Below are 26,913 nucleotides of genomic sequence, written 5' to 3'. Positions count from 1 at the left end.
ATAGTAATGACTTATTGCGTGGCACTGCGGATGAAACGCGGCCTGGTTTTCATGTCGGATACGCGCACCAATGCCGGTGTCGACGACATTGCCCAGGTCAAGAAACTGACCAGTTGGGAAGTACCCGGCGACCGGGTCATTACCTTGCTTTCGGCGGGTAATCTGGCGACCACTCAGGCGGTTGTCAGCTTGCTGGACGAACGCGGTAAACATCCCGACGACCGCAATCCATCGATCCTGCAGGCGCCATCGATGTTCCAGGTCGCGACGATCATTGGCGACACCTTGCGTGAAGTGGTTAAAACCTATTCCCGCGAAGGTCAGGAAGCCAAGTCGCCCTTTGGCGCAACGCTAATTCTCGGTGGCCAGATCCACGGCAGCGATCCCCGACTGTTCATGATCTATCCGGCTGGTAACTTCATTGAAGCGAGCGATGACAGTCCCTTTTTCCAAAGCGGTGAAACCAAATATGGCCGCCCGATTCTGGTCCGTGGTTTCGACCCGGAGATGTCCTTTGAAAATGCCGTGAAACTGTTGCTGGTCTCTTTCGATTCGACCATAAGAGCCAATCTGGCGGTGGATTTGCCGCTCGATATGCAGGTCTATGAAGCCGACAGTTTTGCGATTACGCACGAGCAAAGGGTCGCAAAAGACGATCCCTATTTCCAGACGATCTCCGAGGGATGGGGCGATGCACTGAGAAGCGCGTTTCAGTCGCTGCCCGACTTCAGCTTTAAAACCTAACCGAAGCGTCTTTTCCCCGCCATCGCCCTGTGCGCCATCGCCATCGTGGTGAGCTGTGCGTTGACCCGGATGCAGCTCGGCATCACGCTGGCATCGGCGACATAGCAATTGGTCGTATTGTGCACCCGCTGGTTGAGATCGACGACGCCCTTGCGCGGATCCTCGTTGATCGCATTGCCGCCGTGCGGATGGGAACTGGACAGGACGACATCATCCGGTTCGACGATTGCCTTCTCGTAAAAGGCATCAATTTCTTCATGGCTCATATCGCTGGTCAGCGTCTGGCCGCGTAGCAGGGCAGGATAGACCTCGATCGCGCCGTTGAGGAAATGGACTTTGGTCATCGTCGCCAGCGCCCGGCGCAATAAAGCCAGTTCCTCCTCGCCGATTTTCAGCTTGAGCTTGCCATCCTTCATATAGCCCAGCCGGTCTGCCGGAAACAGGACGCCCGCCGACACCAGCCGATTATAATTTCTCATCCGCTCGTAATGATCTTCGAACCAGCCCGGCACCAGCATCGCCATGCTCATCGGCGGCTGGAAATGGCTCTCGATCAGAAAATCGCCGCGATCGATATAGGTCGCCATCTGGTCTTCGTTCCATGCGTTGACCTGCGTGCCTTCGGGCATCAGCGCGACCACCGGACAGGCGATGTTGAGCGAGATATTGCTGCCCGATTGCAGGATGCCGCTATTGTAGAGCAGATTGCTGGACGCGAGCGCGCCCGCGGCGACGACCACACCTTTGCGGGCGCGAATGGTGCGCTTGCCACCACCCTTCAACCGGATCTCGACGGCGTCGGCGACCCGCTTGCCATTGGCACCCTCGGTCCACAATATTTCGGTTGCTTCGGCCCGATCCAATATGCGGGCCGGCTTGATACGCGCACCGCTGGTCGCATGGGTCAAATAGCTTTCCGGCATGGCTTTTTTCCGGCCATAAGGGCAGCCCGTGTTGCAATAGCCGCAATAGATGCACTCACTATCAGGCGTCGGGGGACCGTAATTTTTGCTGAACCATGCGGTAATCGCGGTCCGGTCTTTCGGGTCAGTCGATTGTGCAGCATATTTGTTCCAGCCGTCGACCAGATGCGGGCCATTATTACGGCCGGTGATCGCGTCTATTTGCGTGACTTCGAGCGCATTCTCGACCGCATCATAGCTCGCAGCCAGACTGGCTTCGCTTATCGGCGCGCCGAGCCTAGCCCAAGTGTCATAAACATCTTCTGCGTCCGGATGAACGAGGCCGGCCTGTTTCATGCGCAAGCAAATGCCGTTGTTGATCACGGTAGAGCCGCCAACCACACGGCCCTGAAATACGATGATGTCCCGGTCGGCGGTTGTTTGCAGGCCGCCATCCTTGAACAGGCGCGCGGTCATCCGGGCTTCTTCATGGGTCAGGCGGGACGACGGATAATGGCTGCCGGCTTCGATGATAAGCACTTCATGACCTTCGTCGGACACCGCCGCTGCGGCAACGGCGCCGCCAGCGCCCGATCCGATTACGATGACATCGGTTTCTTCCGGGACGGCGCCATGGCCGACAAAGACCGCTGCAGTCAGATCCCGGCGCGTGTCGCGGCGAACCGGTCGTTCGCCCGGGGCAGAGCGGTCACGCTGTCCCGGTAGTTCGAAATCGAGGTCGGCGAAGATCGGATTGTCGTAATTTTCCTCTTCATCGCCATGTTGCCAGTGGCCGTAATAGCCGGCCAGAATGACGCCTTTGGTGCGGGCAATATCCTGAAGGAAATCGATCCGCGATTTTTGCAGCCGTCTGCTGATCAGTTTCTTGCGTATGCGTGGAGAAGCGGCGAGAAAAAACGGACCACCCAGAACGGCCAGCAGGCCATAGAGCGCCATCCGGATTTCATCCGGCTTGTTGCCTTCGATATTGGTAAAATGTTCCTGCAGGTTTTCGACCACCTGGTCGGCAGAAATCGCCATCTTCCGGTTGTAGAACAACGCCTCCGCCATCGCCTTGATCATCAGCGCCTGCAGTCGGTTAAACGGCTTTTTCAACTTTCATCTCCCAAGGTGCGACCCGGGGTATATCTCGTTTTATCTAGTCTTGTGCGGTATCGCCTACCAAGTCGATGCCGGATACATCTGCACATCCGACCGCCTTGAACCGGCGGCTAGCAGAAGTGTCGCCGAACAGAAACGCGCAGATTTCTTGGCCATTGTCCAACCTGTCCTATCATTTAGCGCAGGATAACAGGATATTACGGTTTTTCTATCCCTGTTTTCGAAGCAGTTGTGATGAAGGCCACTACTGACGAGAGCAGATATGATAATATAGACAATCTGATAGCCATCGAGGGTTTGTCATGCATATTAAGGCTCACCGTTTTACCTCCGCACTGGTCGCCGCAACATTGATCGCGGGCCTTGTCATTCCGTCACCCGCGTCGGCGCAATTTGGCGGCTTGTTCAAAAAGCCGTCATCTGCTGACCGGTCGTCGGACGACAGGAACAAGGGCGATGACTGCGCCACCGATGCAAAAAGCTCGATCGGTAAATCGATACTGGGCAATATGATCGGCGATTTTACGCGCCGGGCAACCCGGGGCATGGGCGTCGCCGGATCCTATGTTCCGCAAGCGGAAGTCGCGGACACGCTGACCAATTCCATCGCCTGCCGGCTGCATCCTGACGAGCAGTTACAGGCGGCAGAGGCGACGCGAAGCGTGACCCGCTCCGGGGAGCTTGGCGTCAGCTCGCAATGGACGAGCGAGACCCGGCCCGGCGTGTCGGGCAGTTCCACCGCGACCGCCAAATCACAGACGGCGGACGGTACAAGTTGCATGACCATCACAGATATTGCTATCGTCGATGGCGAAGAAACCCGTGTGTCCAAGCGGATGTGCAAAGCTCCCGGAGAAACACGATATATAGTCGTGGCGTAAAATATGAGAAACAAGATCAAAGCCGCTATTGTTGTCGCCTCGCTTTTTACGTTGGGCGCGACTGATGTGAAGCCGAGAATGGACCCGGACAATCCGACCTGTCCGAGCGCTCCGAACTGGTCGTCCAACACCAAGATGGTGCTGACGCCGAAAATGATCGGCGGCACCAAGGTCTTGCTGGCCGAAGGGGCCGTCGATACAGGACTGCCCGAGCGGATGCGCAAGATGCTGACGGACAATCCGGATATTTCCGAAATCTGGCTGCGGTCTTCCGGCGGTAACGCGAGAGCGGGCAATGAAGCCGGCCGGGTGATCCGGGAATCCGATGCCCTGATCATCACCCGCATTCCCCAGGGCTGGACCTGTTTCAGCGCATGCAACTTTGTCTTCATGGGGGGCAGGGCAAGGATCGTCGAGCCCGGCGCCCATTTCATGGTTCACATGTTCACCATGACCAACGACCGCAACGCGATCAATTACAGCATCGAAATGGGGACCGATTCGACGGTCGGCCTGATCGGCGAAGTCGAACAGCAAAGCGCTCTGATGGCCACCGAGGATAATGATTTCCTGATTCGTATGGGCGTGTCGCGGAAACTATTGTCCGAAATCATGTACAAGACCAATGCCGTAAAAACCGAGGACGGCGACCAGTCGACCCGCCGCTGCCTGACCAACGAGGAAGCGCTGCGCTACAATGTCGCTAATGTCGGCGGCTAGGCTTCTCCCCACAGAATAACGGCCTCCCGAAAATGACAGCGCCCTTTTGCTTTTCTTTTGAAATTATGGCGTTAGCATGAGCTTTAGCTAATCGGGCCAGCGAATGGGGAAGGCAGGACTATGCGTCATATTGCGATCATCGGATCCGGACCTGCAGGCTATTATTCGGCGGAAGCCGCGCAGAAGATGTTCGGTGACGATGTCGCGGTCGACATTATCGATCGCTTGCCCGTTCCTTTCGGCCTGATCCGCACCGGTGTCGCGCCCGACCATCAATCGATCAAGGCCGTGTCGCGGCGCTACGAGAAAACCAATCTCGGCGACAATGTGCGCTTTGTCGGCAATGTCACCGTCGGTGAAGATATCAGTGTCGCGGAATTGCAGAAATTATATGATGCCGTCGTGCTTGCGACTGGTGCACCCAATGACAGGGTTCTGGATATACCCGGTAGCGACCTGAAAGGTGTTATCGGCAGCGCCGCCTTTGTCGGCTGGTACAATGGCCATCCCGATTTCAAGGATGTCGATCCGCCGCTCGACGCCAGGTCGGTCGCGGTCATCGGCAACGGCAATGTCGCGCTTGATGTCGCGCGGATATTGGCAAAGACCGCAGATGAATTTTCCGGCAGCGATATTGTCGGCCACGCTCTGGATGGCCTGAAACAGAGCAAGGTTGAAAAGATCACCTTTCTCGGACGGCGCGGACCGCATCAGATTGCAATGACGCCGAAGGAACTGGGCGAACTGGGCCAGTTGGAACGGGCCAGACCGGTAGTCGAAGCGGCTGATTTTCCTGAGCTGGACGACGATGCCATGCTCGATCCGGGCATGCGAAAATCGGTCACCCATTTGCGCAATTTCCAGATTATCGAAGACGACGCGCAGCATAAACCGATCGAGATTGTCTTCGACTTTTTCGCCATGCCGGTTGCAATTCAGGGCGATGGCAAGGTGGAGAAGCTAGTCGTCGAAAGAACCGAACTGGACGAAGAACTGCGGTCCATCGGCACCGGCGAGCGCTACGAGCTCGATTGCCAGATGGTGATCAGCTGCATCGGCTATCGCACGCCGCCGATCGAAGGCGTGCCCTATGAAGATGGTCGCGGCCGTTTCGCCAATATCGACGGACGGATTTTGCCGGGGCTCTATTGCGTCGGCTGGGCCAGGCGTGGACCATCCGGAACCATTGGCACCAACAAACCCGACGGCTTTGCGATCATCGACGCGATTGCCGAAGATATCGGCGCCGGTGACAGCAAGGAAGGCCGCGCCGGCCTCGACCGGCTGTTTGCAGAGCGCGGCGTCGAGGCGGTCACCTTCCGCGACTGGAAGAAAATCGAGGAAGCCGAGATTGCGCGCGCAAGAGAGGGCTCACCACGCGAGAAATTTACCGATATCGCAGATATGATCGCGGCGCGGGACTAGCCGGGCAACCATTCTCGCAATATCGCGTTCACCTTTTCCGGGGCTTCCTGCTGCACCCAGTGGGAGACGCCGGGCAAGCGGTGCAGTTCGAGATTCGGTACCCACTCTTCGGTGCCGTCGGTGCAGCGGATGTCGATCGCGGCGTCTTCTTCGCCCCAGATCATCAGCGTTGGTACGTCAACCCTACCATCGCCAATCTCACGGACATCCTTGGTACGCAGGAGGGCGCGGTAGTAGTTTATCATCGATCGCAACGCGCCGGGGCGACTGGCGGCGTCGGCATAGATTTGCAACTCGCTATCCGGGAAACGGCTTTTGTCGACCGCCATATTGGAAAATGCTTCTTTGACGGGTTGGGCTCGATCTCTCCCGAGCATTTTCTCCGGCAACCACGGCAGCTGGAAAAAGAAAATATACCAGCTTTTCTTGAGTTGATACCAGTGCCGCATTTCCCGCTGGGCGCATTTGGGATGGGGCACGTTCATGATCACCAGCCTGGTTAGCGGACGAATCTTTTTGATCGCGAAATGCCAGGCGATGATCGCACCCCAGTCATGCGCGATAAGGGTGACTTCTTCCGCGCCACTGGCATCGATTAGCGCGGCGACATCCTGGACGAGGGTGTTCAGGCGATAAGAATCCACACCGTCCGGTTTTGTCGAACCGCCATAGCCGCGTAGATTGGGTGCCCACACTTTATACCCCATTTCGACCAGCAACGGGATTTGGTGACGCCAGGAATAATGCAGTTCGGGAAAGCCGTGCAGGCAGAGGGCCAGTTTCTTTCCTGTACCAGCTTTTGCCACTTCAAAAGTCAGGCCATTGGCTTCGACCGATTGTATCGTGATGCCGCTCGCCGGTTCCGGATTCCATGTGAATTGATCTGTCATGAGCTTTACTAGCATCAGCGGACTTTAACCATCCAGTTAAATCTGTTACGCATGCACAAAATAATAAGGAGAGAGTCGATGCATGATATGGTAATTCGTGGTGGTACGGTTGTTGATGGTACGGGCGGCGCGCCCTTTGTCGCCGATGTGGCGATTGATGGTGACCGCGTTTCGCTGGTCGGAACGGTCGCGGCGCAAGGCCGTGAAGAGATTGATGCATCGGGAAAATTCGTCACTCCCGGCTTCGTCGATGTGCACACCCATTATGACGGCCAGGCGACCTGGGATGATGAGATGGCGCCATCAAGCTGGCACGGTATCACCACAGTCGTGATGGGCAATTGCGGTGTCGGCTTTGCGCCGGCGCGGCCTGACCGTCACGAATGGCTGATCAATCTTATGGAAGGCGTCGAGGATATTCCCGGTACCGCGCTGGCCGAGGGCATGAGCTGGAACTGGGAAACCTTCCCCGAATATCTGGACGAGCTCGAGAGAATGCCGCGCACAGTCGACGTCGCGACCCATGTCCCGCATGGCGCTGTGCGCGCCTATGTGCTGGGTGACAAGGAGAAGCCCGGTGCGGTTCCGACCGACGACGAGATCGAACAGATGTCGAAAATTGTCGAGGATGGCCTGAAAGCCGGTGCTCTCGGCTTCTCGACTTCGCGGACGATCCTGCATCGCAGCATCGATGGCGAGCTGGTTCCCGGCACGACCGCGACGAAGGAAGAATTGATCGGCATCGGCCGCGCAATGGGCCGGGTCGGCTATGGCGTGTTCGAGATGGCGAGCGATCTCAACAAGGAATGGGACGAATTTGGCTGGATGGGCGATCTCAGCCGCGAAACCGGCATGCCGGTGACCTTCGCGGCGCTGCAGTCGATCGCCAAAGACCAGTCGCTCGATGAGCAGATCGCCAATATGCGTGCAGAAAACGACAATGGTGCCAATATCGTTGCGCAGATCGCGTTGCGCGGAAACGGCATTGTCATGGCCTGGCAGGGCACGGTGCATCCCTTTGTCCGGCATCCAAGCTGGGTAGCGATGGAAGAGCTGAGCTGGGACGAGAAATATGCCAAGCTAAAGGATCCGGCGTTCAAGGCACAATTGCTGAGCGAAGCCAGCACCCCGCCGGAACAGGTGGACATGATGCCGGTCTTCACGATCATCACGCAGGGCTGGCCGGTCCAGTTCGAAATGGATCTGGATTTCAACTATGAACCCCAAGCCGACGAAAGCATCGCTTCTCGTGCCGCCGCCGCTGGCAAATCCGGCGCGGAATATGCCTATGATCTGATGATGGCGGATGACGGCAAAGGTTTCATATATCTGCCCTTGCTCAACTATATGGACGGCAATCTCGATTTCCTCGAGACCTTGCAGCAGGCGGATGACACGGTAAACAGCCTGTCCGACGGCGGCGCGCATTGCGGCACCATCTGCGATGCAGCCAGCCCGACTTTCATGCTCGAACATTGGGTGAAAAACCGCAAGCGCGGCACGATCAGCATCGAGAATGCGATCAAGCGGCAATGTCTGGATACGTCACGCCTCTATGGTCTGAACGATCGCGGTGTGCTGAAGCCCGGCTATCTGGCGGACGTGAACGTGATCGATATGGAGCGGATCAAGCTTGGAAAGCCATGGTTGGCTTTCGATCTGCCTGCGGGCGGCAAGCGTTTGCTGCAAAAAGCCGATGGCTATGATTATACGATCAAGTCGGGGCAAGTAACCTTCAAGGGAGGTGTCGTGACCGACAAGCGTCCGGGCGGCCTGATCCGTGGTCCGCAGATGGTGGAGATGCTCGAAGCGGCGGAATAATTATAGGAGCGCAGCCGGATCACCGGCTGCGCTCCTATATCAGCTTTCGATATTAAAATCCGGTCCAGCGTAGGCGGACAAAGGCACTTCTGCCTGCGCCCGGCAGACGGGCGCCCAAGGCTACGTCCGAACCGCTTACGCGATTATAGCCGGCCAGATGTTCGGTATAATTTTTATTGAACAGATTTTCGACACTGGCGTCGAGCGTGAAACCCGGCGTCAGTTCGACATGGCCGAATAATCCCGCCAGCAAATAGCCATTGCTCGGCTGTTCGTCATTGGTAGCGGAGACCTTGTTCTGATCAGCAAAGATCTGCAGTTCCGCACCGACATGCCAGACTTTCTCCTGCCAGCTCAGAGCGACGCGGGCGTTTGGTGGTGCTATCCGATAAAGACTGTCTGTAATATCGCGACGTTTCGCCCGGACGTAGCTTGCGGTGCCATCCAGATTCAGCGGCCCGTTGATATTCCAGCCGAAATCCAGGTCGGCGCCGTAAAACTCCGCATCGACATTGCCGAAACGCAATGGCGTCGAATCGCCGTTCATATTTGCGACCATTTCCACCGGAGAGTTGATGATGCCCGGCGTGTCATCATAGGCTACGCCCTGAATGAAATCATCGACGCGACGATAAAATAGCGTTGGCCGAGCATAGAAGCGTCTATCCTGATAATCGAAACCAATTTCGGCGATCCAGGCTTTTTCATTTCCGAGATTCAAATCGCCAACATAGATATTGCCGTCGCCAAGGCCGCCGCTTGCGCCGGTCGGCAACCATGAGAAGCGTTCGATGGCATTGGCGACACGGGTTTTATATGCAAGCGACAGGCGGGGCTTGAAACTCCCCATATCGCTCCAGAAACGCGCTGCCACGTCTATTGTTTCGCCGGACCATGTGCGATCCGAAGCGGCGAAGCTGGTGGCGAGCATGCGCGGGCCCATAGGAATAGCGCTGCCCAAAAACGGTGAAGCCGCCTCCATCCGGTGATGGTCAAAGCGGGCGCCGATTTCGGCTTCAATCTGCCAAACTGCTAAACGGCTCTCGATGAAGCCGCCGACCCGGCTGCCCGAAATATTATTGAGCGATGTCAGGAAAAAGTCTGTGTTCATCGGATTGGTGATCCGCACATCCTTGTCCATAATTTCCACATCTGCGCCCAATCGAACATGCCGATTCGGGGTTCCGATGCGCAGGGCGGCGGAAGACGTATTGGTGTCGGCGTCGGCATAAGTTGCCCTCTGATCCATCGGACTGGCAGGTCCCTGCCGCAGAGAAAAATTGTCCATCAGATGTCGAATGGCGACATGGCCCGCTTCCACTTCCAGATAGAGTTTGTCGCTGAGCTTGCCTTCATAGGCGAGGCTCAGAAAGTCGGTGTTGAAATACTGGATATCCATCGGGAAAGGCGGGTTGCCAGTCGGGTCGGTTTCCTGACGGCGATAAGACAGGGTCAGGCTGCCGTCGCCGACTTTCAAGCCGGCATGAGCGCCATAATTCAGGCGTTCAAAGCTGGATGACGCAATCGTACCGTCCGGGAACTGCAGATCGTCGCCTTTCTCGTAGGACGCTATGACACCCAGTTTGACGCGTTCACTGGACAGGCTGACAAGTCCTCCCATCAGATAGCTGTTGTCGCCGCTGCGATAGCCGGCGGTCAGGTCGGCGTGGGGTTGCATCGCAGCGCTCTCGGAGAACTGCGCCTCCTTCAGAATGGCATTCACGCCACCGCCAAGGCCCGGGCCCTTGCGAACCGGGCTGATGCCGCGGTCGATTTCGATCCGGTCGACCAGAGCCATGGGAGCATAGTGAAGCGGCGGGTCCATCAAATTTGGGCCGCCTGACGAAAAGCGCTGACCATTGACGCGGACCAATATCCGGTCGCCAAATAGACCGCGATATTGCACCTGGCCGGACAGGCCGCCATTGTCGATCAAGGCTGCGCCCGGTGCGCGGGCCACCAGCGATGCTGCGTCAGGGGTGGAAATGATTTCCTTGTCGCGTTCGATTTCGTCGGTGGTCGCGGCGTCGCGCTGGCCGGTGACAATGATATCGGTGAGCGGGTTGGCTTCGGCAAAGGCAGGAGAGGCGAGGGCGAGGTTCGCCGTAAAGGCGGTTAATATTGTTCTATTCATGATAAGTCCCAAACGGCCATGTCCCACTGCGTGGGAGGGCCGCAAAAAATGCAAATGGTGCGATCACTCACCCATCAGGGTGACGATCGCGCGCTATTTCAGATGTTTTGGGAAATTACCGGGGGCCCGGTTGCCGGCGGGACATTGATCCGGTTGCGCAGCGCGAAGCGGCGCGGTTCGGACGGTTCGTGCGTGGCCGGAGCCAATGGAGAGATTGCGATCTCTGGTGCGGACGAAGCCAGGCCAAGGGACGTGCCACCGGCGAAGGCACAAGCAGGCGTTGATTGTTCCGGTTCGGGTTCCGGGGTGCTCTCGTCCTGCTGGCCATAGACCAGCGTAAGCAGCGCAAAGTCCGGATTGTCCGGCGTGATCACCAGCTTGCTATCGGCGTGGCCGGAGCAAAGCTTTATCGCAAAGCCGCTCTCGGTGTGCGTGGGCATGAAGCCTTGTGGAGCAAGCGCGCTGATGATTAGCGCGAACAGTGCAAGCAATGCAGGGACCATGGCTTTTGAGCGAGGTCGGAAAGAGGCGGGCCGTTGGGTCATTGTCCTTGGCTGGTGCTATAATTTTGCTTGACCAGAAAGGCCAGTGAAGATTGGTTGCACGGCAACCGTATTTTTTTGCCATTCATTGAACAGCGGACTGCAAGTCATGCTTACACGGGATGGTAGCAGCGCCGTCCGGCAGAAATGGGGAGGCCGGTTGTTGACTGCAGACTGGTCCGATGGCCCAAACTATCGGTTGAGTTTGCTGAGGCAATTCCTCTACCTAGTTGGAACAAGAACGCAATTTGCGACCAGCCCCCGACGAAGGGCTGCTGGAGGGTTTTGCATAGTATAGTTTTGGGGGCAGTGATGAAAAAGGGTTTGTTCAGGCTTGGTATTGTTGCATTTGCACTAAGCAGTTCTTCGATTGCGTATGCAGGGGCGAGTCAGGATTTCGCCGGTTGCGATGGTCTGAAAAAGCCGAAGAAAAAAGATGATGGTATGCGCGGTGCCGCTATCATCAAGGGCTATTCCGGGTTCGGGGGATATAATACGGGCGCGCTGCGCACTATCAACAGCTGTGATCGCGCCCTGAGCAGTGACAAGCTGCGTCCTTCTCAGACAATGCGCCGGGCCCATCTCCTGCGCGCACGTGCGGCGGCAAACCTCGAACTGGGGAAGGCTGAGGACGCTTTGACCGATCTGGATGCGGCAGCATTAGAAGTCGCCGGTGAGGCCAATAGTATTTTCTTCCGTCGCAGCATGGGGGCATCCTTGCAGTTGCTGCGCGCTATTGCCAAATTCAGTTTGGGTGAAAAACAGGGAGCGGTTGCATTGGCAGAACAGACATCTGCACTGCGGCCCTATGCACTGCAGGTTCAGATGGCATCGGCGTTGATCCGACATAAGGGCCGCCCGGTTGGCGTTCAATCAGCATCGCCATGGGCCGATCTGCTCCGACTCGCCCCGACCTGGGGCAGCCGGTTGATGGCGCAAGAAGCCGAAATAGGAAATTTCGCAAGCGTGGCCGAAATAGCAGACAGCGTTTCGATAGAATGGCCCAAGGGGCCGATCACACCTTTCGCGTTCCTGCAAAGGCAAGGTGTCGGAGCAGAGTTGACGGAGGCGCTCCTTACGAGCCTGCACGTCGCTTATGCACGCGCCGCGAGCGGAGATGCGATCGGTGCGCAAGCAGAGCTGGACCTGATCAGCAACAAGCTTGCTGAGGTCGATGACGGATCCGAAGGCGCGAGCCCCATTCTGAAAATTGTCACAGACCGCATTGTCGATCCCTATGCCCGACTGATCGAGGCCCGTATAGCCATTTCGGAAGGCCGGATTGAAGGCGCGCGGGCCAAGATCGGCAGTGGCGAGATTATTGCAAATGCGGCAACTTTGGAATTTTTCGACGCGGCGCGTGCAGCAAGCCCCGACGCTGCCTCGATCGAAATTCCGGGCACCGAAGGATTGAGGGAAAAGCTGGAAAATAGGCGGAAGGATGATCTGGGCAGTCTGGCAAGTGTCGTTTTGATCGCCCCGGAATCGGATCGCGTGGTGATTGATTACGAACAATCACGCCCGAATATTCTAGGAGCGCTTGTCGGTGGAATATTCTCGATGGGTACAAGCCTGCTTGGCGGCATAGACCGTACAGCGGGCTTCCGCTCGAAAGATAATGACGACGGTACGATGACGGTCGAATATACGGGGATAACAACTTCCGGCCCGATGGTGCAGGAAATGACTTTGTTGCGGGCCGCTGAACTGGCGCAAAAGGCCGCCAAGCCGCAATTGGTGATAGTCAGTCGCAATGATTACACGCGGTTCCAGACAATGAGACAGTATAATGTGGAAATTAGCCGCACGCCGATCGGCTATAAAAGCGAATTAACGATTCGCTTCCTTGATGGTCAGGAAAGTATTCCTACCGCGTTTGATACCCTGAAGATCATCGACGACCTGGGCCCGCTTTATTACGGAAATTAGCTATTCGAACGAAATCACGGCCCGACAAGCTCTGCCAACGAAAAATCAGTTGAGCTCGACGTTCCGAATGGTGCCAAGCCGTTAGACCCGCATTGGCATCAGCACATAGAGCGCCGTCGACTTGTCATTCTCGCGAATGAGCGTCGGGGCGCTGGCGTCGGCCAGATGCAGCTCGACGGTGTCGCCTTCGATCTCGCCGAGAATATCCATCAGATATTTCGAGTTGAAACCGATTTCGAATGTGTCGTCCTTGTAGGAGCCCGGCACTTCTTCTTCGGCCTTGCCATTTTCGGGCGAAGTAACGGACAGCGTGATCTTGTCATCGCCGAGCGCCATTTTGACGGCGCGGGTTTTTTCGGTGGCTATGGTCGAGACGCGGTCGACGCCCTGGGCGAAGCTTTTCGCGTCGATCTTGAGCAGCTTGTCATTGCCCGTGGGGATGACGCGCGTGTAATCGGGGAAAGTGCCGTCGATCAATTTGCTGGTGAGGATCGCGGTGCCGAGGGTGAAGCGGATCTTGCTCGCCGACAGGTCAACCTGAACCGACGATTCATTATTCTCGTCGAGCAATTTGCGCAGTTCATTGACGCATTTGCGCGGGACGATCACGTCGGGCATGCCTTCTGCACCAGCGGGCCGGGGCAGGGTAACGCGGGCGAGGCGATGACCGTCGGTCGCGGCGGCTTTGAGTACCGGCGTTTCCTCGTCCTGCACGTGCAGGAAAATACCGTTGAGATAATAGCGGGTTTCTTCGGTCGAGATGGCAAAGCGGGTCTTGTCGATGATCTGGATCAGCGAAGAGGCAGGCAATTCGAAGCTGGTCGGCAGTTCGCCTTCGGCAATGACAGGAAAATCATCGCGGGGAAGCGTCTGCAGATTGAAGCGCGCGCGACCGGCGTTGACCTTCATCTTGCCATCGGCGGCGTCCAGCTGGACCTGCGAACCGTCTGGCAGCTTGCGGGCGATGTCGAACAATGTGTGCGCGGAAACCGTGGTCGATCCCGCGGTCTCGACCTGGGCTTCGACGGTTTCGACAACCTGGAGATCAAGATCGGTCGCCATCAGCTTGATGCTGCCGTCGGCGCTTGCTTCGATCAGCACGTTGGAGAGAATGGGGATGGTGTTGCGCCGCTCAACCACGGACTGGACATGGCCCAGGCTCTTTAGCAATGCCGCGCGTTCAATGGTCGCTTTCATAAACCGTCCTTCTTGTTCCCGATCGTCCGTCGATTTGGCTGTGCATCAGACTCCGCACAGCGTCACGGATAGTTCATGGCTTCATTAACAATAAAGTGCCGCAGGGCAAGCCTGATCGCCGTCAACGTCCGATAATGCCGTGAAAAACTGTGGAAAAAAGCAACAAGGCGGCTAAAGCCGCAGTGGCAGGGGATGGATTTGGCCATTTCGGGACAGAGCAGGGTTAATATGAGCGGCATCGATACCAACGGAAAACGACTGTTTATCGCACGGCATGGCGAGACGATCTTCAATCTGGCTGGCCGGATCCAGGGCGATCACGTTCATACGCCGCTGACCCGGACCGGATTTGCCCAGGCGGACGAGATGGGCAAGGCGCTGGCGCGCCATCTGGCTTCAGAGCAGCCGGCGCTGGATCTGATTGCTTCCGACACCGATCGGGCGCTGCAGACGCTGTCGGTGGTGGCCGAACATGTCGGCGCGGACTGGCATCAGGCGCGCAGTGATGCACGGCTGCGCGAGATAGACATGGGTGAATGGGGCGGTGTCTGGTATCGTGATCTGGCCGGCAAGCTGGAAATCGACGAGACGGAACGGTTATTTGTCACCGTTGCTCCCGGTGGCGAAGATTATCGTGCTATCGCAAAAAGGCTGGAACATTGGCTTGGCGAGCAGGAATTTGCTCGCGATGCGGTTTTGATCAGTCATGGCATGACCAGCCGGGTTTTGCGGGGCTTGCTTGTCGGTGCTGATCCGCATCCGCGCTTTGGCGCGCCGATTGCCGAAGGCTTGCCCCAGGGTTCGATCGTCCAGATCAGGGACGGCGTCGAGGACGTGTTTCACATTGGTGGAGGGGAAGGGGAGAAGGCTTGAAAAAGCATTATATTCTCCTGGCCTTGGCCCTGTCGGTGATCTCGATCCCGGCGGCTGCGAAGGATTCGCTTGGTATTTTCAACAGCTGGGGCGCGTTTCGTGATCCGGAAATTCCGCGCTGCTACGCGATTGCGGAGTCGGAGGAAATTAGCGGAAAGGCAGAACGCAAATCCTTTGCCACCGTCGGTTTCTGGCCCAGCCGTACGATTAGGCGGCAATTTCATGTCCGGTTGAGTCGAGACCGGTCGACCAATAGCCGGCTGATAGTCAGTATCGCCGGTCGCCGGTTTCAGCTCACTGCCAGTCGCTCGGATGGCTGGTCGCAGGACAAACGCATGGACGCCGCGATCATTGCCGCGATCCGTTCGGCCACCAGCATGACCGTGGAAAGCGTCGGACGTGATGGTAAGCCAATTGTCGATGCTTATCGGTTACGCGGCGCGGCGACGGCAATCGACGCAGCATCATTGGGATGTTCGCGGTTGCGGTAGATTTTCCCTGGGACTCACCCTATATGCGCTCCCATGCAGATTCCCGGCCATATTGATCCCGTTCCCTTGCCCGCCAAGGTCACTCCGCGTGCAGACGGCCGCGTTGACCTCATAGGTCTCAGCGTTTCGCAAATTCGCGACGTGCTGATTGTTGCGGGACTCGAGGAGAAGCAGGGAAAACTGCGCTCCAAGCAGCTGTTCCACTGGATGTATCATCGCGGGATCAACGATTTCGCGCTGATGACTGACATGAGCAAGACCCTGCGGCCCTGGCTGGCAGAGCGTTTTGTCATCGGCCGCCCGGAAATCGTCGAAGCGCATCTGTCGGAAGACGGTACCCGCAAATGGTTGCTCCGCTCTGCCGACGCCCAAGATTATGAAATGGTCTTCATTCCTGATGAGGATCGTGGAACGCTTTGTATTTCCAGTCAGGTCGGCTGCACGCTCAATTGCCGTTTCTGCCATACCGGCACGATGCGGCTGGTACGCAACCTGACGCCTGGCGAGATTGTCGGTCAGGTGATGCTGGCGCGTGATGCGCTGGGCGAATGGCCGAAAGGCGTGATGGATTTTGCCGAAGAAGGTGAAGCGGAGAATACCAAGGAATATAATCAGGCTTACAAGTCGGACGGTCGTCTGCTGACCAATATCGTGTTGATGGGCATGGGTGAGCCTTTGTATAATTTTGAGAATGTCCGTGATGCGATGAAGATCGTGATGGATGGCGACGGACTAGCGCTCTCGCGTCGCCGGATCACCCTGTCGACCAGCGGCGTCGTGCCGATGATCGCGCGGGCCGGAGCGGAGATCAACGTGAATCTCGCGATTTCGCTGCACGCAGTGAATAAGGAAACGAGGGATGAAATCGTCCCGCTCAACCGCAAATATTCGATCGAGGAACTGCTGCAGGCCTGCGCTGATTATCCTGGTGCCAATAACGCTCGGCGGATCACCTTTGAATATGTGATGCTCAAGGACAAGAATGACAGCGATCAGGATGCCCGCGAGCTGGTCAATCTGCTGCGCAACTATGATTTGCCGGCGAAGGTCAATCTGATCCCGTTCAACCCCTGGCCCGGTTCGGATTATGAATGTTCGACGCCCGAACGGATTAAATCTTTCTCGAAGATCATTTTCGATGCCGGAATCAGCGCGCCGATCCGGACTCCGAGAGGTCGTGATATTATGGCGGCCTGTGGCCAGTTGAAATCGGCCAGTGAAAAGAAAAGCCGGGCCGAACTGGACCGTCTGGCCGAAGAGAAGCAGGCCGCTCTGGGCTAGACGGCGGCTATTACGTCAATCTCTACCATAAGATCCGGCAGGGCCAGCGCCTTGACTTCCAGCGTGGTGTCTGCGGGATATGGGGACTTGAAGTAGATTTTGCGCGCTTGCACGATCTTGGCGAAATTATCCATGTCGGTCAGGTAGATGGTTACCTTGACGATCTTGTCGCGGCTGCTGCCCGCCGCATGAAGCACGCGATCGATATTGACGAAAACCTGTCGCAACTGGGCATCGAAATCCGCAACGCCGACGACCTGGCCCTGTTCGTCTATTGCGGCCTGGCCGGAGAGAAAGAGCAGGTCACCGACCCGCCATCCCGGTGATATGGCGTAAGGCGCCAGTGGATCAGTATCCAGTTTGATGACCTGTTTCGTGGCGCTCATGATGTCCGCTCTCCTCAATAGTGATATCCTGTAGCAGGTTAGTGGCGACAAAAAGCGGATGCCATAAAAAAAGGGGCGAGCATCGCTGCCCGCCCCATTGTTCGTTATTAATCCGGCTGGATTAGAATTTCATGCCGAGGCTTACGAGACCCTGATTACGGGAAACGCCATCTTCGTAGTTGCTGTAGCGATATTCGCCGCGAGCGAACATATTCGCGCTGAGCTGATATTCGACACCGGCACCGACACGAACGCCGTCGCCATTTTCGCCACCGAATCCGGGGGAAGAAACGCGAGCATTGGTATAGCCTGCTTTTGCGTAAAGCAGAGCGGCGTCACCAACAACGAAGCCTAGACGGGCGCCAGCGTAAAGATCACGGCCAGCTTCGAGACGGCCTCCTGCATTGGAAATGTTGCCGGTGGACTCGGTTGCTTCCAGTTCGGCGCCATAAACAACGTTTCCGGACTGGATGTCATAGCCAAGTGTGGCACCATAAAGGAAGCCATCAACATTATCGAGACCGGCAATGTCGAGATCGATATTATCATATCCAGCTATTGCTGTAGCTTTTACGCCGGAAAAATCACCTTTTTCCTGAGCCATTGCGGGGGATGCAAGCACAGATGCTGCAATAGCGACTGCTATTGTTACATTTTTCATTATTTTAGGTTCCTTGATTTTGCGATTAAATGACCGCTAATTTTTTAAACTTAGATTGTTCTTCCGCGGTCGAATATGCATATAAGTTTACAAACCTGAATGACAACTGCATGGCTCGATTAAATCTGTCACAAATGACATTCTATCCAGCTGTGTTGTGAATATGCAACAGTCGGTGGTGGTAACGAGAGGCTTGGCAAGGCCGAACTAGCGGTTAGAGTATAAATATGCCGGAGCATCCCATCATCGCTGTCCAAGCCCGCCATCACCTAACGACCCGAATTTGGCACTGGATCAACGCGCTCTGCCTGTTGGTGCTGCTAATGAGTGGCCTGACCATCTTCAATGCCCATCCGCGGCTCTACTGGGGCGAATATGGTGCTAATGATGACTATGCCTGGATGGCTGTCGGTTCATCTGATCGCGTGGGTTACCTCCGCTTTGGTGAAATGCGGATCGAAACGACCGGGGTTCTGGGAAACTGGCAAGACAGCGAGGGCAAGACGCAGAAATGGGCTTTCCCCGGCTGGGCAACCATTCCTTCAAGTTACAGTCTGGCCGATGGCCGGCGTTGGCATTTCTTTTTTGCCTGGATATTCAGCGTTGGATTGACGCTGTTCATGATCCGGTCGCTGTGGAGCCGGCATATCCAGAAAGACCTGCATATGCGCAAGGAGGAGTGGCGGCCGTCGCACATCTGGCGATCCCTGCGTGATCACAGCAAGATTGCGAGAATCCGGCAATCGGCGACGAAGCCATATAATGTCGTCCAGAAATTGACCTATATCGGCGTGATTTTCATTCTGCTGCCGCTGATGATATTCACGGGTCTCGCCATGTCTCCGGCGATGGACGCAAACTGGCCGTTGCTGACCGATCTGTTCGGAGGCCGCCAGTCGGCCCGATCGGTTCATTTCATCACCGCATTTCTGTTGGTCCTGTTTTTTCTGGTTCACATCGTGATGGTGCTGCTTTCCGGACCGATCAGGCAAACGATGGCAATGATAACCGGCGGACGCGAAATGGGGGCAGGGCAATGACCATCATTACCCGGCGGAAACTGATTGCCAGCGCCGCGATCGGCGCAGGGGGGCTGTTGTCCGGTTGCGATGCTTTGAATCGCAGTGCGGCTTTTCAGGATGTTCTGGCGAGCGCGGAAACTGCCAATTTTGCCGTTCAGCGCGCCTTGGGAGACAGGATGGAGCTGGCCAGCGAATATAGCATTGCTGATCTCTCGCCGACCTTCCGGGCCAATGGCAGCCGCGATCCCGGGACCGCAGACTATACAGCCAGCGCGGCGCAGCGCTTCGCCGATTGGCAACTCAGGCTGACCGGCTTGTTCCGCAAACCACAGCAATTCAGCCTTGCCGCCCTGCAATCCATGCCACAGCGGACCCAGATCACCCGCCACGACTGCGTCGAAGGCTGGAGCGCAATCGGTCAATGGACGGGCGTGCCGCTAAAAATCCTGCTCGATCTGGCGCAACTGCGGGAGAGCGCCCGCTTTCTGGTTTTCCATTGTGCCGACAGGCTGGGCGGGCGGCCATATTATGAAAGCATCGACCTGCTCGACGGCTTCCATCCGCAGACGATATTGGCCCATCGATTGAATGGATCGCCGTTGCCGGTCGCGAACGGAGCGCCGCTGCGGCTCAGGGTCGAGCGTCAACTGGGCTATAAGCATGCCAAATATGTAACCGGAGTTGAGGCTGTTGCGTCTCTGGCTGGAATCGGCGAGGGAAAAGGCGGCTATTGGCAGGATGTTGCCGGCTATGAATGGTATGCAGGTATCTGAATCATAGAGTTTTTGCTGTTCCTCAGGAGTGAATTTATGTCGATATTGGGTCGGTTTTTGAATAACGTTGTTGAAAAAGGGTCCGTCACGGTTACCCATGCGGACGGAACAACCGAAGCGTTCGGGAATTCAACCCCGGGCTATCCCGATGTCGGCATCCGTCTCGCCGACAAGAATGTTGTGCGGCAAATTCTGCTCGATCCGCGACTGGGTGCGGCCGAGACGTTCATGGATGGGCGCCTGATTGTCGAAAAAGGCGATATTATGGAACTGGTGCAGCTTTTGCGCGCCAACAAACCTTTCGAACGCGGCGGCAAGTTGAAGGATCCGGGGGTCTTCAAGAAAATCCGTGATCGGGTTGCGGCTGGTCTTGACGGTATCAACCTTCCTGGCCGATCGAAGAATAATGTCGCGCATCATTATGATATCGGCAATGATCTCTACGACCTGTTTCTCGACGATGATCTGCAATATAGCTGTGCCTATTGGGACTTTGACCGGCACGGACCGGATATGACGCTGGAGCAGGCGCAGGCCGACAAGAAAGCGCATATCGCCGCGAAGCTGGATCTGAAGCCGGGGCAACGGGTGCTTGATATCGGCTGCGGTTGGGGCGGTATGGCGCTTTATCTGCACCGCAATACCGGCGTTGAGGTGCTCGGCATCACGCTTAGCGAAGAGCAGTTAAAAAAAGCGAAGGAGCGCGCCGAGAAGGAAGGCGTTGCGGACAAGGTCAAATTCGAGTTGATCGACTATCGCGACCTTGCGCAGCGCGATCCGGGTAAGTTTGACCGGATCGTCTCAGTTGGCATGTTCGAACATGTCGGCACGCCGCAGTTCCGGACGTTCTTCCGCTGTTGCGCCAATCTGATGACCGACGACGGCGTGATGCTGCTGCACACGATCGGGCGGATGGGCGGTCCTGGAACGACTGATGCCTTCACCCGCAAATATATCTTTCCGGGCGGCTATATTCCGGCGCTGAGCGAGACACTGGAGGCGAGCGAACCCTATCGTTTGATCGCGACCGATGTCGAAAATCTGCGCCTGCATTACGCCTTCACATTGCGCGAATGGTATAAGCGGACGGTACAAAACCGGGAAAAGATCATCACCCTCTATGATGAACGCTTCTACCGGATGTGGATTTTCTATCTCGCCGGCGCGACCGCTGCTTTTGAAAATGGCGGCATGTGCAATTACCAGATCCAGTTCAGCCGCGCCCGCCGGACTTTGCCGCTGACGCGGGATTATATCGGAGAGACCGAGAAGAATTTGACGGCTTGACGGAGATTCCTGCTATTCGGGATAGCGCTGGTTCATCAAATCCCAGTTGTTGCGGATAAGCTGCTGCAGCACCGACAGGTCGACCTGTTCGAGGCGGTTGATATAGAGGCAGGATTTGCCGACACTATGCTTGCCAAGCAGGCCCAATAGCCGGTCCTGCTCGGTTTGCGCATCAGGCGTGCAATAGGCGCCCATCAAATATAGGCTGAGCTTCGCCTTGCGTGGGGAAAATCCGATGCGCAGCGACGTTCCTTCTCGTCCGCTGTCATATTTATAGTCATAGCTTCCGAAGCCTATGATGCTCGGTCCCCACATTTTGGGTTCTTCGCCGGTGATACGCTGGAACATCGCAACCAAAGCATGGGCCTCGTCCCTTCGCCGTTCGGGTTCGGCTTTGGCAATAAAGGCATCAACCTCTGCGTCGGTCTGCCGGGTCTTGTTCGTCGCTTTCGCCATATCTCTCTCCGCCTTTGGTCCATATATCATATTGCGCCGAAAATTGGAGCCTGTTAGGCGGCCAAGCTCAACTGGGCTTCATAGTTTGAAAGACGATAAAATGAGCGATTCCGTTAAGCGTGTGGTTTTGGCCTTTTCCGGCGGCCTGGATACCAGCGTTATTCTGAAATGGTTGCAGCAGGAATATCAGTGCGAGGTGGTCACCTTCACCGCCGATTTGGGGCAGGGCGAAGAACTGGGCCCTGCGCGCCGTGTTGCCGAAACGCTCGGTGTCAAACCGGAACATATTTTTATCGATGATCTGCGCGAAGAATTCGTCAAAGATTTCGTCTTTCCGATGATGCGCGCCAACGCGCTGTACGAGGGCCTTTATCTGCTCGGCACCTCGATCGCGCGGCCGCTGATTTCCAAGCGCCAGATCGAAATTGCCAAGCTTACCGGAGCCGACGCTGTGGCCCATGGTGCAACCGGCAAGGGCAATGACCAGATTCGCTTCGAACTCGGCTATTATGGCCTTGATCCGGACGTGAAGGTAATTGCTCCGTGGCGGGAATGGGATCTGACCAGCCGGACCCGGTTGATTGAATTTGCCGAGAAGCATCAAATTCCGATCCCTAAGGACAAACGCGGAGAATCGCCATTTTCCTGCGATGCCAACATGCTGCACACATCTTCTGAGGGCAAAGTGCTCGAAGATCCGTGGGAAGAAGTTCCCGATTATGTCTATTCGCGGACCAATAATCCCGAGGATGCGCCGGATAAGCCGGAATATATTACCGTTGATTTCGAGCGCGGCGATGGCGTCGCGATCAATGGCGAGGGCATGAGCCCCGCGACCTTGCTCGAGAAGCTCAATGATTATGGTCGTGAACACGGCATCGGGCGTCTGGACCTGGTCGAAAACCGCTATATCGGGATGAAATCGCGCGGCATGTATGAAACGCCCGGCGGAACCATCTATCATGCAGCCCATCGCGGCATCGAGCAATTGACGCTGGATCGGGGCGCGGCTCATCTGAAGGATGAACTGGCACCGCGCTATGCCGAGCTGGTCTACAACGGCTTCTGGTTCTCGCCGGAACGCGAGATGCTGCAGGCGGCGATTGATCACAGTCAGGCGCGGGTTAACGGCACGGTACGCCTGAAGCTCTACAAGGGGTCGGTCGACGTGGTCGGACGGAAATCCAAGGATAGTCTGTACAGTGAAAAAGTTGTGACATTCGAGGATGATGCTGGCGCTTATGACCAGAAGGATGCAGAAGGCTTCATCAAGCTCAATGCGCTTCGTTTGAAATTGCTTGGCAAACGCAATGGCTAGGATTTGCAGCGCTCGTCGCGGAGTTGCCGGGCTGTCGAGGCAGAATGTCTCCACAGCTTCTCAGCATATACTGTGATTATGTCATGTTGATTCCGCTTCTCATCCTCGTTGCCGGTTTCGTCATATTGATTGTTGGCGGCGAGCTACTGGTTCGCGGCGCCGTCCGCGTGGCGGAGCGGGCAGGGATGTCCGAGCTTCTGATCGGTTTGACCATCGTCGGTTTCGGCACGTCGGCGCCGGAACTGGTGGCCAGCGTCGAAGCTGCGCGCGCCGGGTCGCCTGGTATCGCCTGGGGCAATATTGTCGGTTCCAATCTCGCGAACAGCTTGCTGATCCTCGGTACAGCCTCGCTGATCTTGCCGATGGTGGTGCCGAGAGGCCCGTTGTGGCGCGACGGCGGGCTGGCGTTGATCATGACGGTTGTTCTTTGGCTGGTTGCCAGCACGACCGGCATGACGGTTGCCGTCGGTACTGCCTTTCTGGTCTTGCTGACTGGCTATCTCGGCTATGCCTATTGGGCGGAGCGGACACAACCGGCCGGCGCCAGTGCTTTGCACGAAAAAGCCGAAGCTCTCGAGCTCTCAGACACGCATTTGCACGACGTGCAGCCGATCTGGCGATCCATCATGGTATTGCTTGCCGGGATCGTCCTGATCGTGCTCGGCGGTCGATGGCTGGTCGAAGGTGCTGTTGATCTCGCGCGTCTGGTCGGCATGAGCGAAGCCGTGATCGGGCTGACGGTGATCGCAATCGGCACGTCTCTGCCGGAACTCGTGACCTCGGTGGTCGCTGCCTATAAAGGCGCAAGTGCCGTCGCACTGGGCAATGTGCTGGGCTCTAATATTTTCAATCTGCTGCTGATTGGCGGCGTCACGGCTGTAATCGCGCCCGGTACGATCCCGGGAGAAATCAGCAATTTCGGATTGCCTGTGCTGATCGCGGCTTCGGTTTTGCTGCTGATATTCGCGGCTACCGGCCGAAAGATAACGCGCTGGGAAGGCGGGATATTGCTCGCCGTCTATCTGGTCATGCTCGTTTATAATATTGTCGCCGTTTGAATCAGGCGTTGCAATCTCGAGAATCTGTCCCTAGATAGCAGTCATCCCGACATTGTGAGATTTTGAGGGGCTGGCGCTAAGGGGCCGGTAGCGAATTCGCATTGTATGTAGACATGAAGGACTTGGATTGACCGATATAGCCGCCCTGACAGATTTGATTAAGCCGGAAGCAGATGCTTTGGGTTTTGATCTGGTGCGGGTACAGTTTGTATCGGGAGCGGAAGAGCCCACTCTACAGATCATGGCTGAACGTCCGGAAACCGGGCAGCTGGGTATTGATGACTGCGCCGCCTTGTCTCGCCGGATTTCGGCAAAATTCGATGCTCTGGAAGAAGAAGGCCGCGACCCGATTGACTATGCCTATAGGCTGGAAATCAGCTCGCCGGGTATTGATCGGCCGCTAACCCGCGCAAAAGATTTTGAGAACTGGTCCGGTCAGGAAGCGCGGATCAATCTGATCGAGGCAATCGCCGGCAAGAAACAGCTCCGCGGCCTGCTCGAAGGTATTGAAGGCGATATAATAAAGATTGACGATCGTGAGACGGGAAGTCAGGAGACGCCCCTTACGAATGTCCATAGTGCAAAATTGATTCTGACCGACGCGCTGATCGCTGCAACCGTTCCGGTTTCAACGGATGGTGCGGACGAAATAGAAGAACAGACTTTAGAAGAACAGGAAGACTAATCATGGGCAGTGCTATTTCAGCCAATAAAGCCGAGTTGCTTGCTATCGCGACCGCCGTTGCGACGGAAAAAATGATCGACAAGACGATCGTGATCGAAGCGCTGGAGGAAGCCATCCAGAAGGCTGCTCGCGCTCGCTATGGCGCAGAGAATGACATTCGCGCCAAGTTCGATGTCAAAACCGGCGACTTGCGTTTGTGGCGGGTTGTTGAAGTGGTCGAGGAAGTCGAAGACTATTTCAAACAGGTCGATATCAAGCAGGCTGAAAAGCTGGAGCCAGGTTCCAAGGTCGGCGACTTCATCGTCGATCCGCTGCCGGAAGTCGATCTCGGCCGTATTGATGCGCAGTCGGCCAAGCAGGTCATTTTCCAGAAGGTCCGTGACGCTGAACGCGAGCGGCAATATGAAGAATTCAAGGAACGCGGCGGCGAGATCATCACCGGTGTGGTGAAATCGGTCGAATTCGGCCATGTGGTCGTTGATCTGGGTCGCGCAGAAGGCGTGATCCGCCGCGACCAGCAAATTCCGCGCGAAGCCGCCCGGGTTGGTGATCGTGTTCGCTCGCTGATCCTCGACGTACGCCGCGAAAACCGTGGGCCGCAGATTTTTCTATCTCGCGCCCATCCGGATTTCATGAAGCATCTTTTTGCTCAGGAAGTCCCGGAGATTTACGACGGGATCATCGAAATCAAGGCTGCTGCCCGCGATCCTGGCTCTCGCGCCAAGATCGGTGTGATCAGCCACGATAGCTCAATCGATCCGGTCGGCGCATGCGTCGGTATGAAGGGTAGCCGCGTACAGGCTGTCGTTCAGGAAATGCAGGGCGAGAAAATCGACATCATCCCATGGTCGGAAGATATCGCGACATTCGTCGTCAATGCCTTGCAGCCCGCTACCGTGAGCCGTGTGGTTATCGACGAGGAAGAAGGTCGCATTGAAGTCGTCGTTCCTGACGATCAGCTCAGCCTTGCCATTGGTCGTCGTGGCCAGAATGTCCGCTTGGCTTCGCAGCTTACCGGCCTTGCCATCGACATCATGACCGAAGCGGACTCGAGCGAAAAACGCCAGGCTGAATTTGCCGCCCGGACCGAGATGTTCCAGGAAGACCTGGATGTTGACGAAACATTGTCGCAATTACTGGTGGCCGAAGGCTTTAGCGAGCTGGAAGAAGTTGCCTATGTTGCCCCGGAAGAAATTTCCAACATCGAAGGCTTTGACGAAGAACTGGCAGCCGAACTGCAGAACCGTGCCCTCGAGGCGCTGGAACGGCGCGAAGCGGCGGCGCGTGAAAAACGCACCGAACTGGGCGTTGAGGACGCTATTGCTGAATTGCCCCATCTGACCGAAGCCATGCTGGTGACGCTGGGTGAAGCAGGTCTCAAAACGCTCGACGATGTTGCCGATCTCGCGACTGACGAACTTGTTCTGAAGCGGAAATCGGAGCCGCGCCGTCGCAATGACAACCGCAAGCCCGAGCCCGATGGCGTCTTGGCCAAATATGGCCTGACCGAAGAGCAGGGCAACGAGATCATCATGGCCGCGCGTGCGCACTGGTTTGAAGATGAAGACGAGCCAGCAGCTGCTGCTGTCGAAGAAACCGGGGAGGACGCAGATGCGGAATCTCCCCAATGAGACGCGGTCTAAACCTCTAGATCAAGCGCCATATCGTAAATGCATTTTGACTGGGGAAAGTCTTCCCCAGGAGGAATTGATGCGTCTTGCGATGGGGCCCGCTGGGCAAATTGCACCTGACGTCCGCGCGAAAGCGCCGGGTCACGGTGCATGGATTGGCGTTGATCGTGCCGCGCTGGAAGCGGCGCAGGCCAAAGGTCAGCTGAAGGGCGCGCTGGCAAGAGCGTTTAAAACCGGTCAGCTCGATATTCCCGACAATCTTCCCGAGCAGCTTGAAACAGCGCTCGAACGCTCCACATTGGACCGACTGGGTCTGGAGGCGCGGGGCGGAACGTTGCTGACCGGTTCCGAAAAGATCGAAACGGCCGCACGCCAGGGCGATCTCAATATGCTGCTCCACTCGTCCGATGCCGGACGCGATGGCTGCGCCAAATTGGATCAGGCATGGCGGGTTGGTAGCGACCGGGAAGGCGAAAATATTCGTGGTCTGATATTGCCGGTGGACCGGCAGGGGCTTTCTGTGGCATTGGGCCGCCAGAATGTGGTGCATATCGGTATTACCGACAAGCGCGCAGCGGGGCGGATTTCGCACAGCCTGAAGAGATGGCTACACTTTATCGGTTCTGATAAAGTTGATGATGATGCCGAAAAGAAAGTTGCGTGATCCGGTCGAGAAAAGCTGGA

Annotated in this window: 25 protein-coding genes; 17 read left to right on the top strand and 8 right to left on the bottom strand. The window is 56.5% G+C overall.

Annotated elements, in window-relative coordinates; genetic code table 11:
- The first annotated feature begins 6 nt into the window (after positions 1 to 6).
- The gene (locus ACWFTY_RS11570; protein ID WP_447524376.1) at positions 7 to 744 is read left to right on the top strand and encodes a peptidase; all 738 of its coding nucleotides are present in this window, start codon (positions 7 to 9) and stop codon (positions 742 to 744) included.
- On the opposite strand, the gene ACWFTY_RS11565 is transcribed toward ACWFTY_RS11570, so the two are convergent.
- Complete coding sequence (locus ACWFTY_RS11565; RefSeq protein ID WP_447524375.1) at positions 741 to 2,762, bottom strand: GMC family oxidoreductase N-terminal domain-containing protein; 2,022 nt, start codon at positions 2,760 to 2,762, stop codon at positions 741 to 743. The genes ACWFTY_RS11570 and ACWFTY_RS11565 overlap by 4 nt on opposite strands.
- Before the next feature lie 308 nt (positions 2,763 to 3,070).
- On the opposite strand from ACWFTY_RS11565, the gene ACWFTY_RS11560 reads away from it, so the two are divergent.
- From ACWFTY_RS11560 to ACWFTY_RS11550, 3 genes are all read left to right on the top strand, one after another.
- Positions 3,071 to 3,649 carry a hypothetical protein gene (locus ACWFTY_RS11560; RefSeq protein WP_447524374.1) on the top strand — a complete coding sequence of 193 codons (579 nt, stop codon included), beginning with the start codon at positions 3,071 to 3,073 and terminating at the stop codon, positions 3,647 to 3,649.
- A 3-nt stretch (positions 3,650 to 3,652) separates the two neighbouring features.
- Positions 3,653 to 4,369, top strand: a complete 717-nt coding sequence (locus tag ACWFTY_RS11555; protein ID WP_447524373.1) for a hypothetical protein — start codon at positions 3,653 to 3,655, stop codon at positions 4,367 to 4,369.
- Between the two features lie 120 nt (positions 4,370 to 4,489).
- On the top strand, positions 4,490 to 5,794 hold the full coding sequence (locus ACWFTY_RS11550) for an FAD-dependent oxidoreductase (protein WP_447524372.1): 1,305 nt from the start codon (positions 4,490 to 4,492) through the stop codon (positions 5,792 to 5,794).
- Here ACWFTY_RS11550 and ACWFTY_RS11545 read toward each other — a convergent pair.
- Positions 5,791 to 6,684 (bottom strand): alpha/beta fold hydrolase, encoded by an 894-nt coding sequence (locus tag ACWFTY_RS11545; RefSeq protein WP_447524371.1) that lies wholly within the window; start codon positions 6,682 to 6,684, stop codon positions 5,791 to 5,793. The genes ACWFTY_RS11550 and ACWFTY_RS11545 overlap by 4 nt on opposite strands.
- A gap of 78 nt (positions 6,685 to 6,762) precedes the next feature.
- Here ACWFTY_RS11545 and ACWFTY_RS11540 point away from each other — a divergent pair, with 78 nt between their 5' ends.
- A complete protein-coding gene (locus ACWFTY_RS11540) occupies positions 6,763 to 8,505 on the top strand; it encodes an N-acyl-D-amino-acid deacylase family protein (RefSeq protein WP_447524370.1) in 1,743 nt (580 codons plus the stop codon).
- Between the two features lie 52 nt (positions 8,506 to 8,557).
- On the opposite strand, the gene ACWFTY_RS11535 is transcribed toward ACWFTY_RS11540, so the two are convergent.
- Together ACWFTY_RS11535 and ACWFTY_RS11530 are read right to left on the bottom strand one after the other, a co-directional pair.
- Entirely contained in the window at positions 8,558 to 10,639 is a 2,082-nt protein-coding gene (locus tag ACWFTY_RS11535; protein ID WP_447524369.1) for a TonB-dependent receptor plug domain-containing protein, read from the bottom strand.
- Positions 10,640 to 10,737: 98 nt separating this feature from the next.
- The gene (locus ACWFTY_RS11530; RefSeq protein ID WP_447524368.1) at positions 10,738 to 11,142 is read right to left on the bottom strand and encodes a hypothetical protein; all 405 of its coding nucleotides are present in this window, start codon (positions 11,140 to 11,142) and stop codon (positions 10,738 to 10,740) included.
- A 351-nt stretch (positions 11,143 to 11,493) separates the two neighbouring features.
- Between ACWFTY_RS11530 and ACWFTY_RS11525 the strand changes: the two genes are divergently transcribed.
- Positions 11,494 to 13,110, top strand: a complete 1,617-nt coding sequence (locus ACWFTY_RS11525) for a hypothetical protein (RefSeq protein ID WP_447524367.1) — start codon at positions 11,494 to 11,496, stop codon at positions 13,108 to 13,110.
- Positions 13,111 to 13,191: 81 nt separating this feature from the next.
- Here the strand turns inward: ACWFTY_RS11525 and dnaN are convergent, their stop codons facing one another.
- A complete protein-coding gene (gene dnaN, locus ACWFTY_RS11520) occupies positions 13,192 to 14,307 on the bottom strand; it encodes a DNA polymerase III subunit beta (protein WP_447524366.1) in 1,116 nt (371 codons plus the stop codon).
- A gap of 228 nt (positions 14,308 to 14,535) precedes the next feature.
- Here dnaN and ACWFTY_RS11515 point away from each other — a divergent pair, with 228 nt between their 5' ends.
- The 3 genes from ACWFTY_RS11515 to rlmN are packed head-to-tail and all read left to right on the top strand — an operon-like array spanning position 14,536 to position 16,952.
- The gene (locus tag ACWFTY_RS11515) at positions 14,536 to 15,180 is read left to right on the top strand and encodes a histidine phosphatase family protein (RefSeq protein WP_447524365.1); all 645 of its coding nucleotides are present in this window, start codon (positions 14,536 to 14,538) and stop codon (positions 15,178 to 15,180) included.
- On the top strand, positions 15,177 to 15,671 hold the full coding sequence (locus ACWFTY_RS11510) for a hypothetical protein (protein WP_447524364.1): 495 nt from the start codon (positions 15,177 to 15,179) through the stop codon (positions 15,669 to 15,671). Before ACWFTY_RS11515 ends, ACWFTY_RS11510 begins: the two co-directional genes overlap by 4 nt.
- A gap of 33 nt (positions 15,672 to 15,704) precedes the next feature.
- Positions 15,705 to 16,952 carry a 23S rRNA (adenine(2503)-C(2))-methyltransferase RlmN gene (rlmN, locus tag ACWFTY_RS11505; RefSeq protein WP_447524363.1) on the top strand — a complete coding sequence of 416 codons (1,248 nt, stop codon included), beginning with the start codon at positions 15,705 to 15,707 and terminating at the stop codon, positions 16,950 to 16,952.
- On the opposite strand, the gene ACWFTY_RS11500 is transcribed toward rlmN, so the two are convergent.
- Both ACWFTY_RS11500 and ACWFTY_RS11495 read right to left on the bottom strand, forming a co-directional pair.
- Positions 16,949 to 17,338, bottom strand: a complete 390-nt coding sequence (locus tag ACWFTY_RS11500) for a RidA family protein (protein WP_447524362.1) — start codon at positions 17,336 to 17,338, stop codon at positions 16,949 to 16,951. The genes rlmN and ACWFTY_RS11500 overlap by 4 nt on opposite strands.
- A 121-nt stretch (positions 17,339 to 17,459) precedes the next feature.
- Positions 17,460 to 17,999, bottom strand: coding sequence for an outer membrane protein (locus ACWFTY_RS11495; RefSeq protein ID WP_447524361.1), 540 nt, complete (start codon positions 17,997 to 17,999; stop codon positions 17,460 to 17,462).
- Between the two features lie 227 nt (positions 18,000 to 18,226).
- On the opposite strand from ACWFTY_RS11495, the gene ACWFTY_RS11490 reads away from it, so the two are divergent.
- From ACWFTY_RS11490 to ACWFTY_RS11480, 3 genes are read left to right on the top strand one after another with little or no spacing between them, the layout of a single operon-like run.
- Positions 18,227 to 19,039 carry a cytochrome b/b6 domain-containing protein gene (locus tag ACWFTY_RS11490; RefSeq protein WP_447524360.1) on the top strand — a complete coding sequence of 271 codons (813 nt, stop codon included), beginning with the start codon at positions 18,227 to 18,229 and terminating at the stop codon, positions 19,037 to 19,039.
- Entirely contained in the window at positions 19,036 to 19,794 is a 759-nt protein-coding gene (locus tag ACWFTY_RS11485) for a molybdopterin-dependent oxidoreductase (protein ID WP_447524359.1), read from the top strand. The genes ACWFTY_RS11490 and ACWFTY_RS11485 overlap by 4 nt, the downstream gene beginning before the upstream one ends.
- Positions 19,795 to 19,830: 36 nt before the next feature.
- Complete coding sequence (locus tag ACWFTY_RS11480) at positions 19,831 to 21,081, top strand: class I SAM-dependent methyltransferase (RefSeq protein ID WP_447524358.1); 1,251 nt, start codon at positions 19,831 to 19,833, stop codon at positions 21,079 to 21,081.
- Between the two features lie 12 nt (positions 21,082 to 21,093).
- Here ACWFTY_RS11480 and ACWFTY_RS11475 read toward each other — a convergent pair whose 3' ends face one another.
- Complete coding sequence (locus ACWFTY_RS11475; protein WP_447524357.1) at positions 21,094 to 21,537, bottom strand: DUF1801 domain-containing protein; 444 nt, start codon at positions 21,535 to 21,537, stop codon at positions 21,094 to 21,096.
- Between the two features lie 100 nt (positions 21,538 to 21,637).
- Here ACWFTY_RS11475 and ACWFTY_RS11470 point away from each other — a divergent pair, with 100 nt between their 5' ends.
- The 5 genes from ACWFTY_RS11470 (at position 21,638) to ACWFTY_RS11450 (ending at position 26,893) form a co-directional block, all read left to right on the top strand.
- On the top strand, positions 21,638 to 22,855 hold the full coding sequence (locus ACWFTY_RS11470; RefSeq protein WP_339690964.1) for an argininosuccinate synthase: 1,218 nt from the start codon (positions 21,638 to 21,640) through the stop codon (positions 22,853 to 22,855).
- Positions 22,856 to 22,938: 83 nt separating this feature from the next.
- Positions 22,939 to 23,913, top strand: a complete 975-nt coding sequence (locus tag ACWFTY_RS11465) for a calcium/sodium antiporter (RefSeq protein WP_447524356.1) — start codon at positions 22,939 to 22,941, stop codon at positions 23,911 to 23,913.
- 127 nt (positions 23,914 to 24,040) lie between these two features.
- Positions 24,041 to 24,598, top strand: a complete 558-nt coding sequence (rimP, locus tag ACWFTY_RS11460; RefSeq protein WP_447524355.1) for a ribosome maturation protein RimP — start codon at positions 24,041 to 24,043, stop codon at positions 24,596 to 24,598.
- Positions 24,599 to 24,600: 2 nt separating this feature from the next.
- The gene (nusA, locus tag ACWFTY_RS11455; protein WP_447524354.1) at positions 24,601 to 26,229 is read left to right on the top strand and encodes a transcription termination factor NusA; all 1,629 of its coding nucleotides are present in this window, start codon (positions 24,601 to 24,603) and stop codon (positions 26,227 to 26,229) included.
- On the top strand, positions 26,210 to 26,893 hold the full coding sequence (locus tag ACWFTY_RS11450; protein WP_447524353.1) for a DUF448 domain-containing protein: 684 nt from the start codon (positions 26,210 to 26,212) through the stop codon (positions 26,891 to 26,893). Before nusA ends, ACWFTY_RS11450 begins: the two co-directional genes overlap by 20 nt.
- Positions 26,894 to 26,913 lie beyond the last annotated feature (20 nt).

The sequence above is a fragment of the Parasphingorhabdus sp. NYA22 genome (assembly GCF_976973735.1).
The sequence above is the reverse complement of the archived record's forward strand: the minus strand, read 5'-3'. Positions and strand labels throughout refer to the sequence as shown.

Excerpts from the sequence above, each read along its gene's own strand:
- ACWFTY_RS11570 (WP_447524376.1), top strand. The coding sequence starts at position 7 with ATGACTTATTGCGTGGCACTGCGGATGAAACGCGGCCTGGTTTTCATG.
- ACWFTY_RS11560 (WP_447524374.1), top strand. The coding sequence starts at position 3,071 with ATGCATATTAAGGCTCACCGTTTTACCTCCGCACTGGTCGCCGCAACA.
- ACWFTY_RS11555 (WP_447524373.1), top strand. The coding sequence starts at position 3,653 with ATGAGAAACAAGATCAAAGCCGCTATTGTTGTCGCCTCGCTTTTTACG.
- ACWFTY_RS11550 (WP_447524372.1), top strand. The coding sequence starts at position 4,490 with ATGCGTCATATTGCGATCATCGGATCCGGACCTGCAGGCTATTATTCG.
- ACWFTY_RS11545 (WP_447524371.1), bottom strand. The coding sequence starts at position 6,684 with ATGACAGATCAATTCACATGGAATCCGGAACCGGCGAGCGGCATCACG.
- ACWFTY_RS11540 (WP_447524370.1), top strand. The coding sequence starts at position 6,763 with ATGCATGATATGGTAATTCGTGGTGGTACGGTTGTTGATGGTACGGGC.
- ACWFTY_RS11535 (WP_447524369.1), bottom strand. The coding sequence starts at position 10,639 with ATGAATAGAACAATATTAACCGCCTTTACGGCGAACCTCGCCCTCGCC.
- ACWFTY_RS11530 (WP_447524368.1), bottom strand. The coding sequence starts at position 11,142 with ATGGTCCCTGCATTGCTTGCACTGTTCGCGCTAATCATCAGCGCGCTT.
- ACWFTY_RS11525 (WP_447524367.1), top strand. The coding sequence starts at position 11,494 with ATGAAAAAGGGTTTGTTCAGGCTTGGTATTGTTGCATTTGCACTAAGC.
- dnaN (WP_447524366.1), bottom strand. The coding sequence starts at position 14,307 with ATGAAAGCGACCATTGAACGCGCGGCATTGCTAAAGAGCCTGGGCCAT.
- ACWFTY_RS11515 (WP_447524365.1), top strand. The coding sequence starts at position 14,536 with ATGAGCGGCATCGATACCAACGGAAAACGACTGTTTATCGCACGGCAT.
- rlmN (WP_447524363.1), top strand. The coding sequence starts at position 15,705 with ATGCAGATTCCCGGCCATATTGATCCCGTTCCCTTGCCCGCCAAGGTC.
- ACWFTY_RS11500 (WP_447524362.1), bottom strand. The coding sequence starts at position 17,338 with ATGAGCGCCACGAAACAGGTCATCAAACTGGATACTGATCCACTGGCG.
- ACWFTY_RS11495 (WP_447524361.1), bottom strand. The coding sequence starts at position 17,999 with ATGAAAAATGTAACAATAGCAGTCGCTATTGCAGCATCTGTGCTTGCA.
- ACWFTY_RS11490 (WP_447524360.1), top strand. The coding sequence starts at position 18,227 with ATGCCGGAGCATCCCATCATCGCTGTCCAAGCCCGCCATCACCTAACG.
- ACWFTY_RS11485 (WP_447524359.1), top strand. The coding sequence starts at position 19,036 with ATGACCATCATTACCCGGCGGAAACTGATTGCCAGCGCCGCGATCGGC.
- ACWFTY_RS11480 (WP_447524358.1), top strand. The coding sequence starts at position 19,831 with ATGTCGATATTGGGTCGGTTTTTGAATAACGTTGTTGAAAAAGGGTCC.
- ACWFTY_RS11475 (WP_447524357.1), bottom strand. The coding sequence starts at position 21,537 with ATGGCGAAAGCGACGAACAAGACCCGGCAGACCGACGCAGAGGTTGAT.
- ACWFTY_RS11470 (WP_339690964.1), top strand. The coding sequence starts at position 21,638 with ATGAGCGATTCCGTTAAGCGTGTGGTTTTGGCCTTTTCCGGCGGCCTG.
- ACWFTY_RS11465 (WP_447524356.1), top strand. The coding sequence starts at position 22,939 with ATGTTGATTCCGCTTCTCATCCTCGTTGCCGGTTTCGTCATATTGATT.
- nusA (WP_447524354.1), top strand. The coding sequence starts at position 24,601 with ATGGGCAGTGCTATTTCAGCCAATAAAGCCGAGTTGCTTGCTATCGCG.
- ACWFTY_RS11450 (WP_447524353.1), top strand. The coding sequence starts at position 26,210 with ATGCGGAATCTCCCCAATGAGACGCGGTCTAAACCTCTAGATCAAGCG.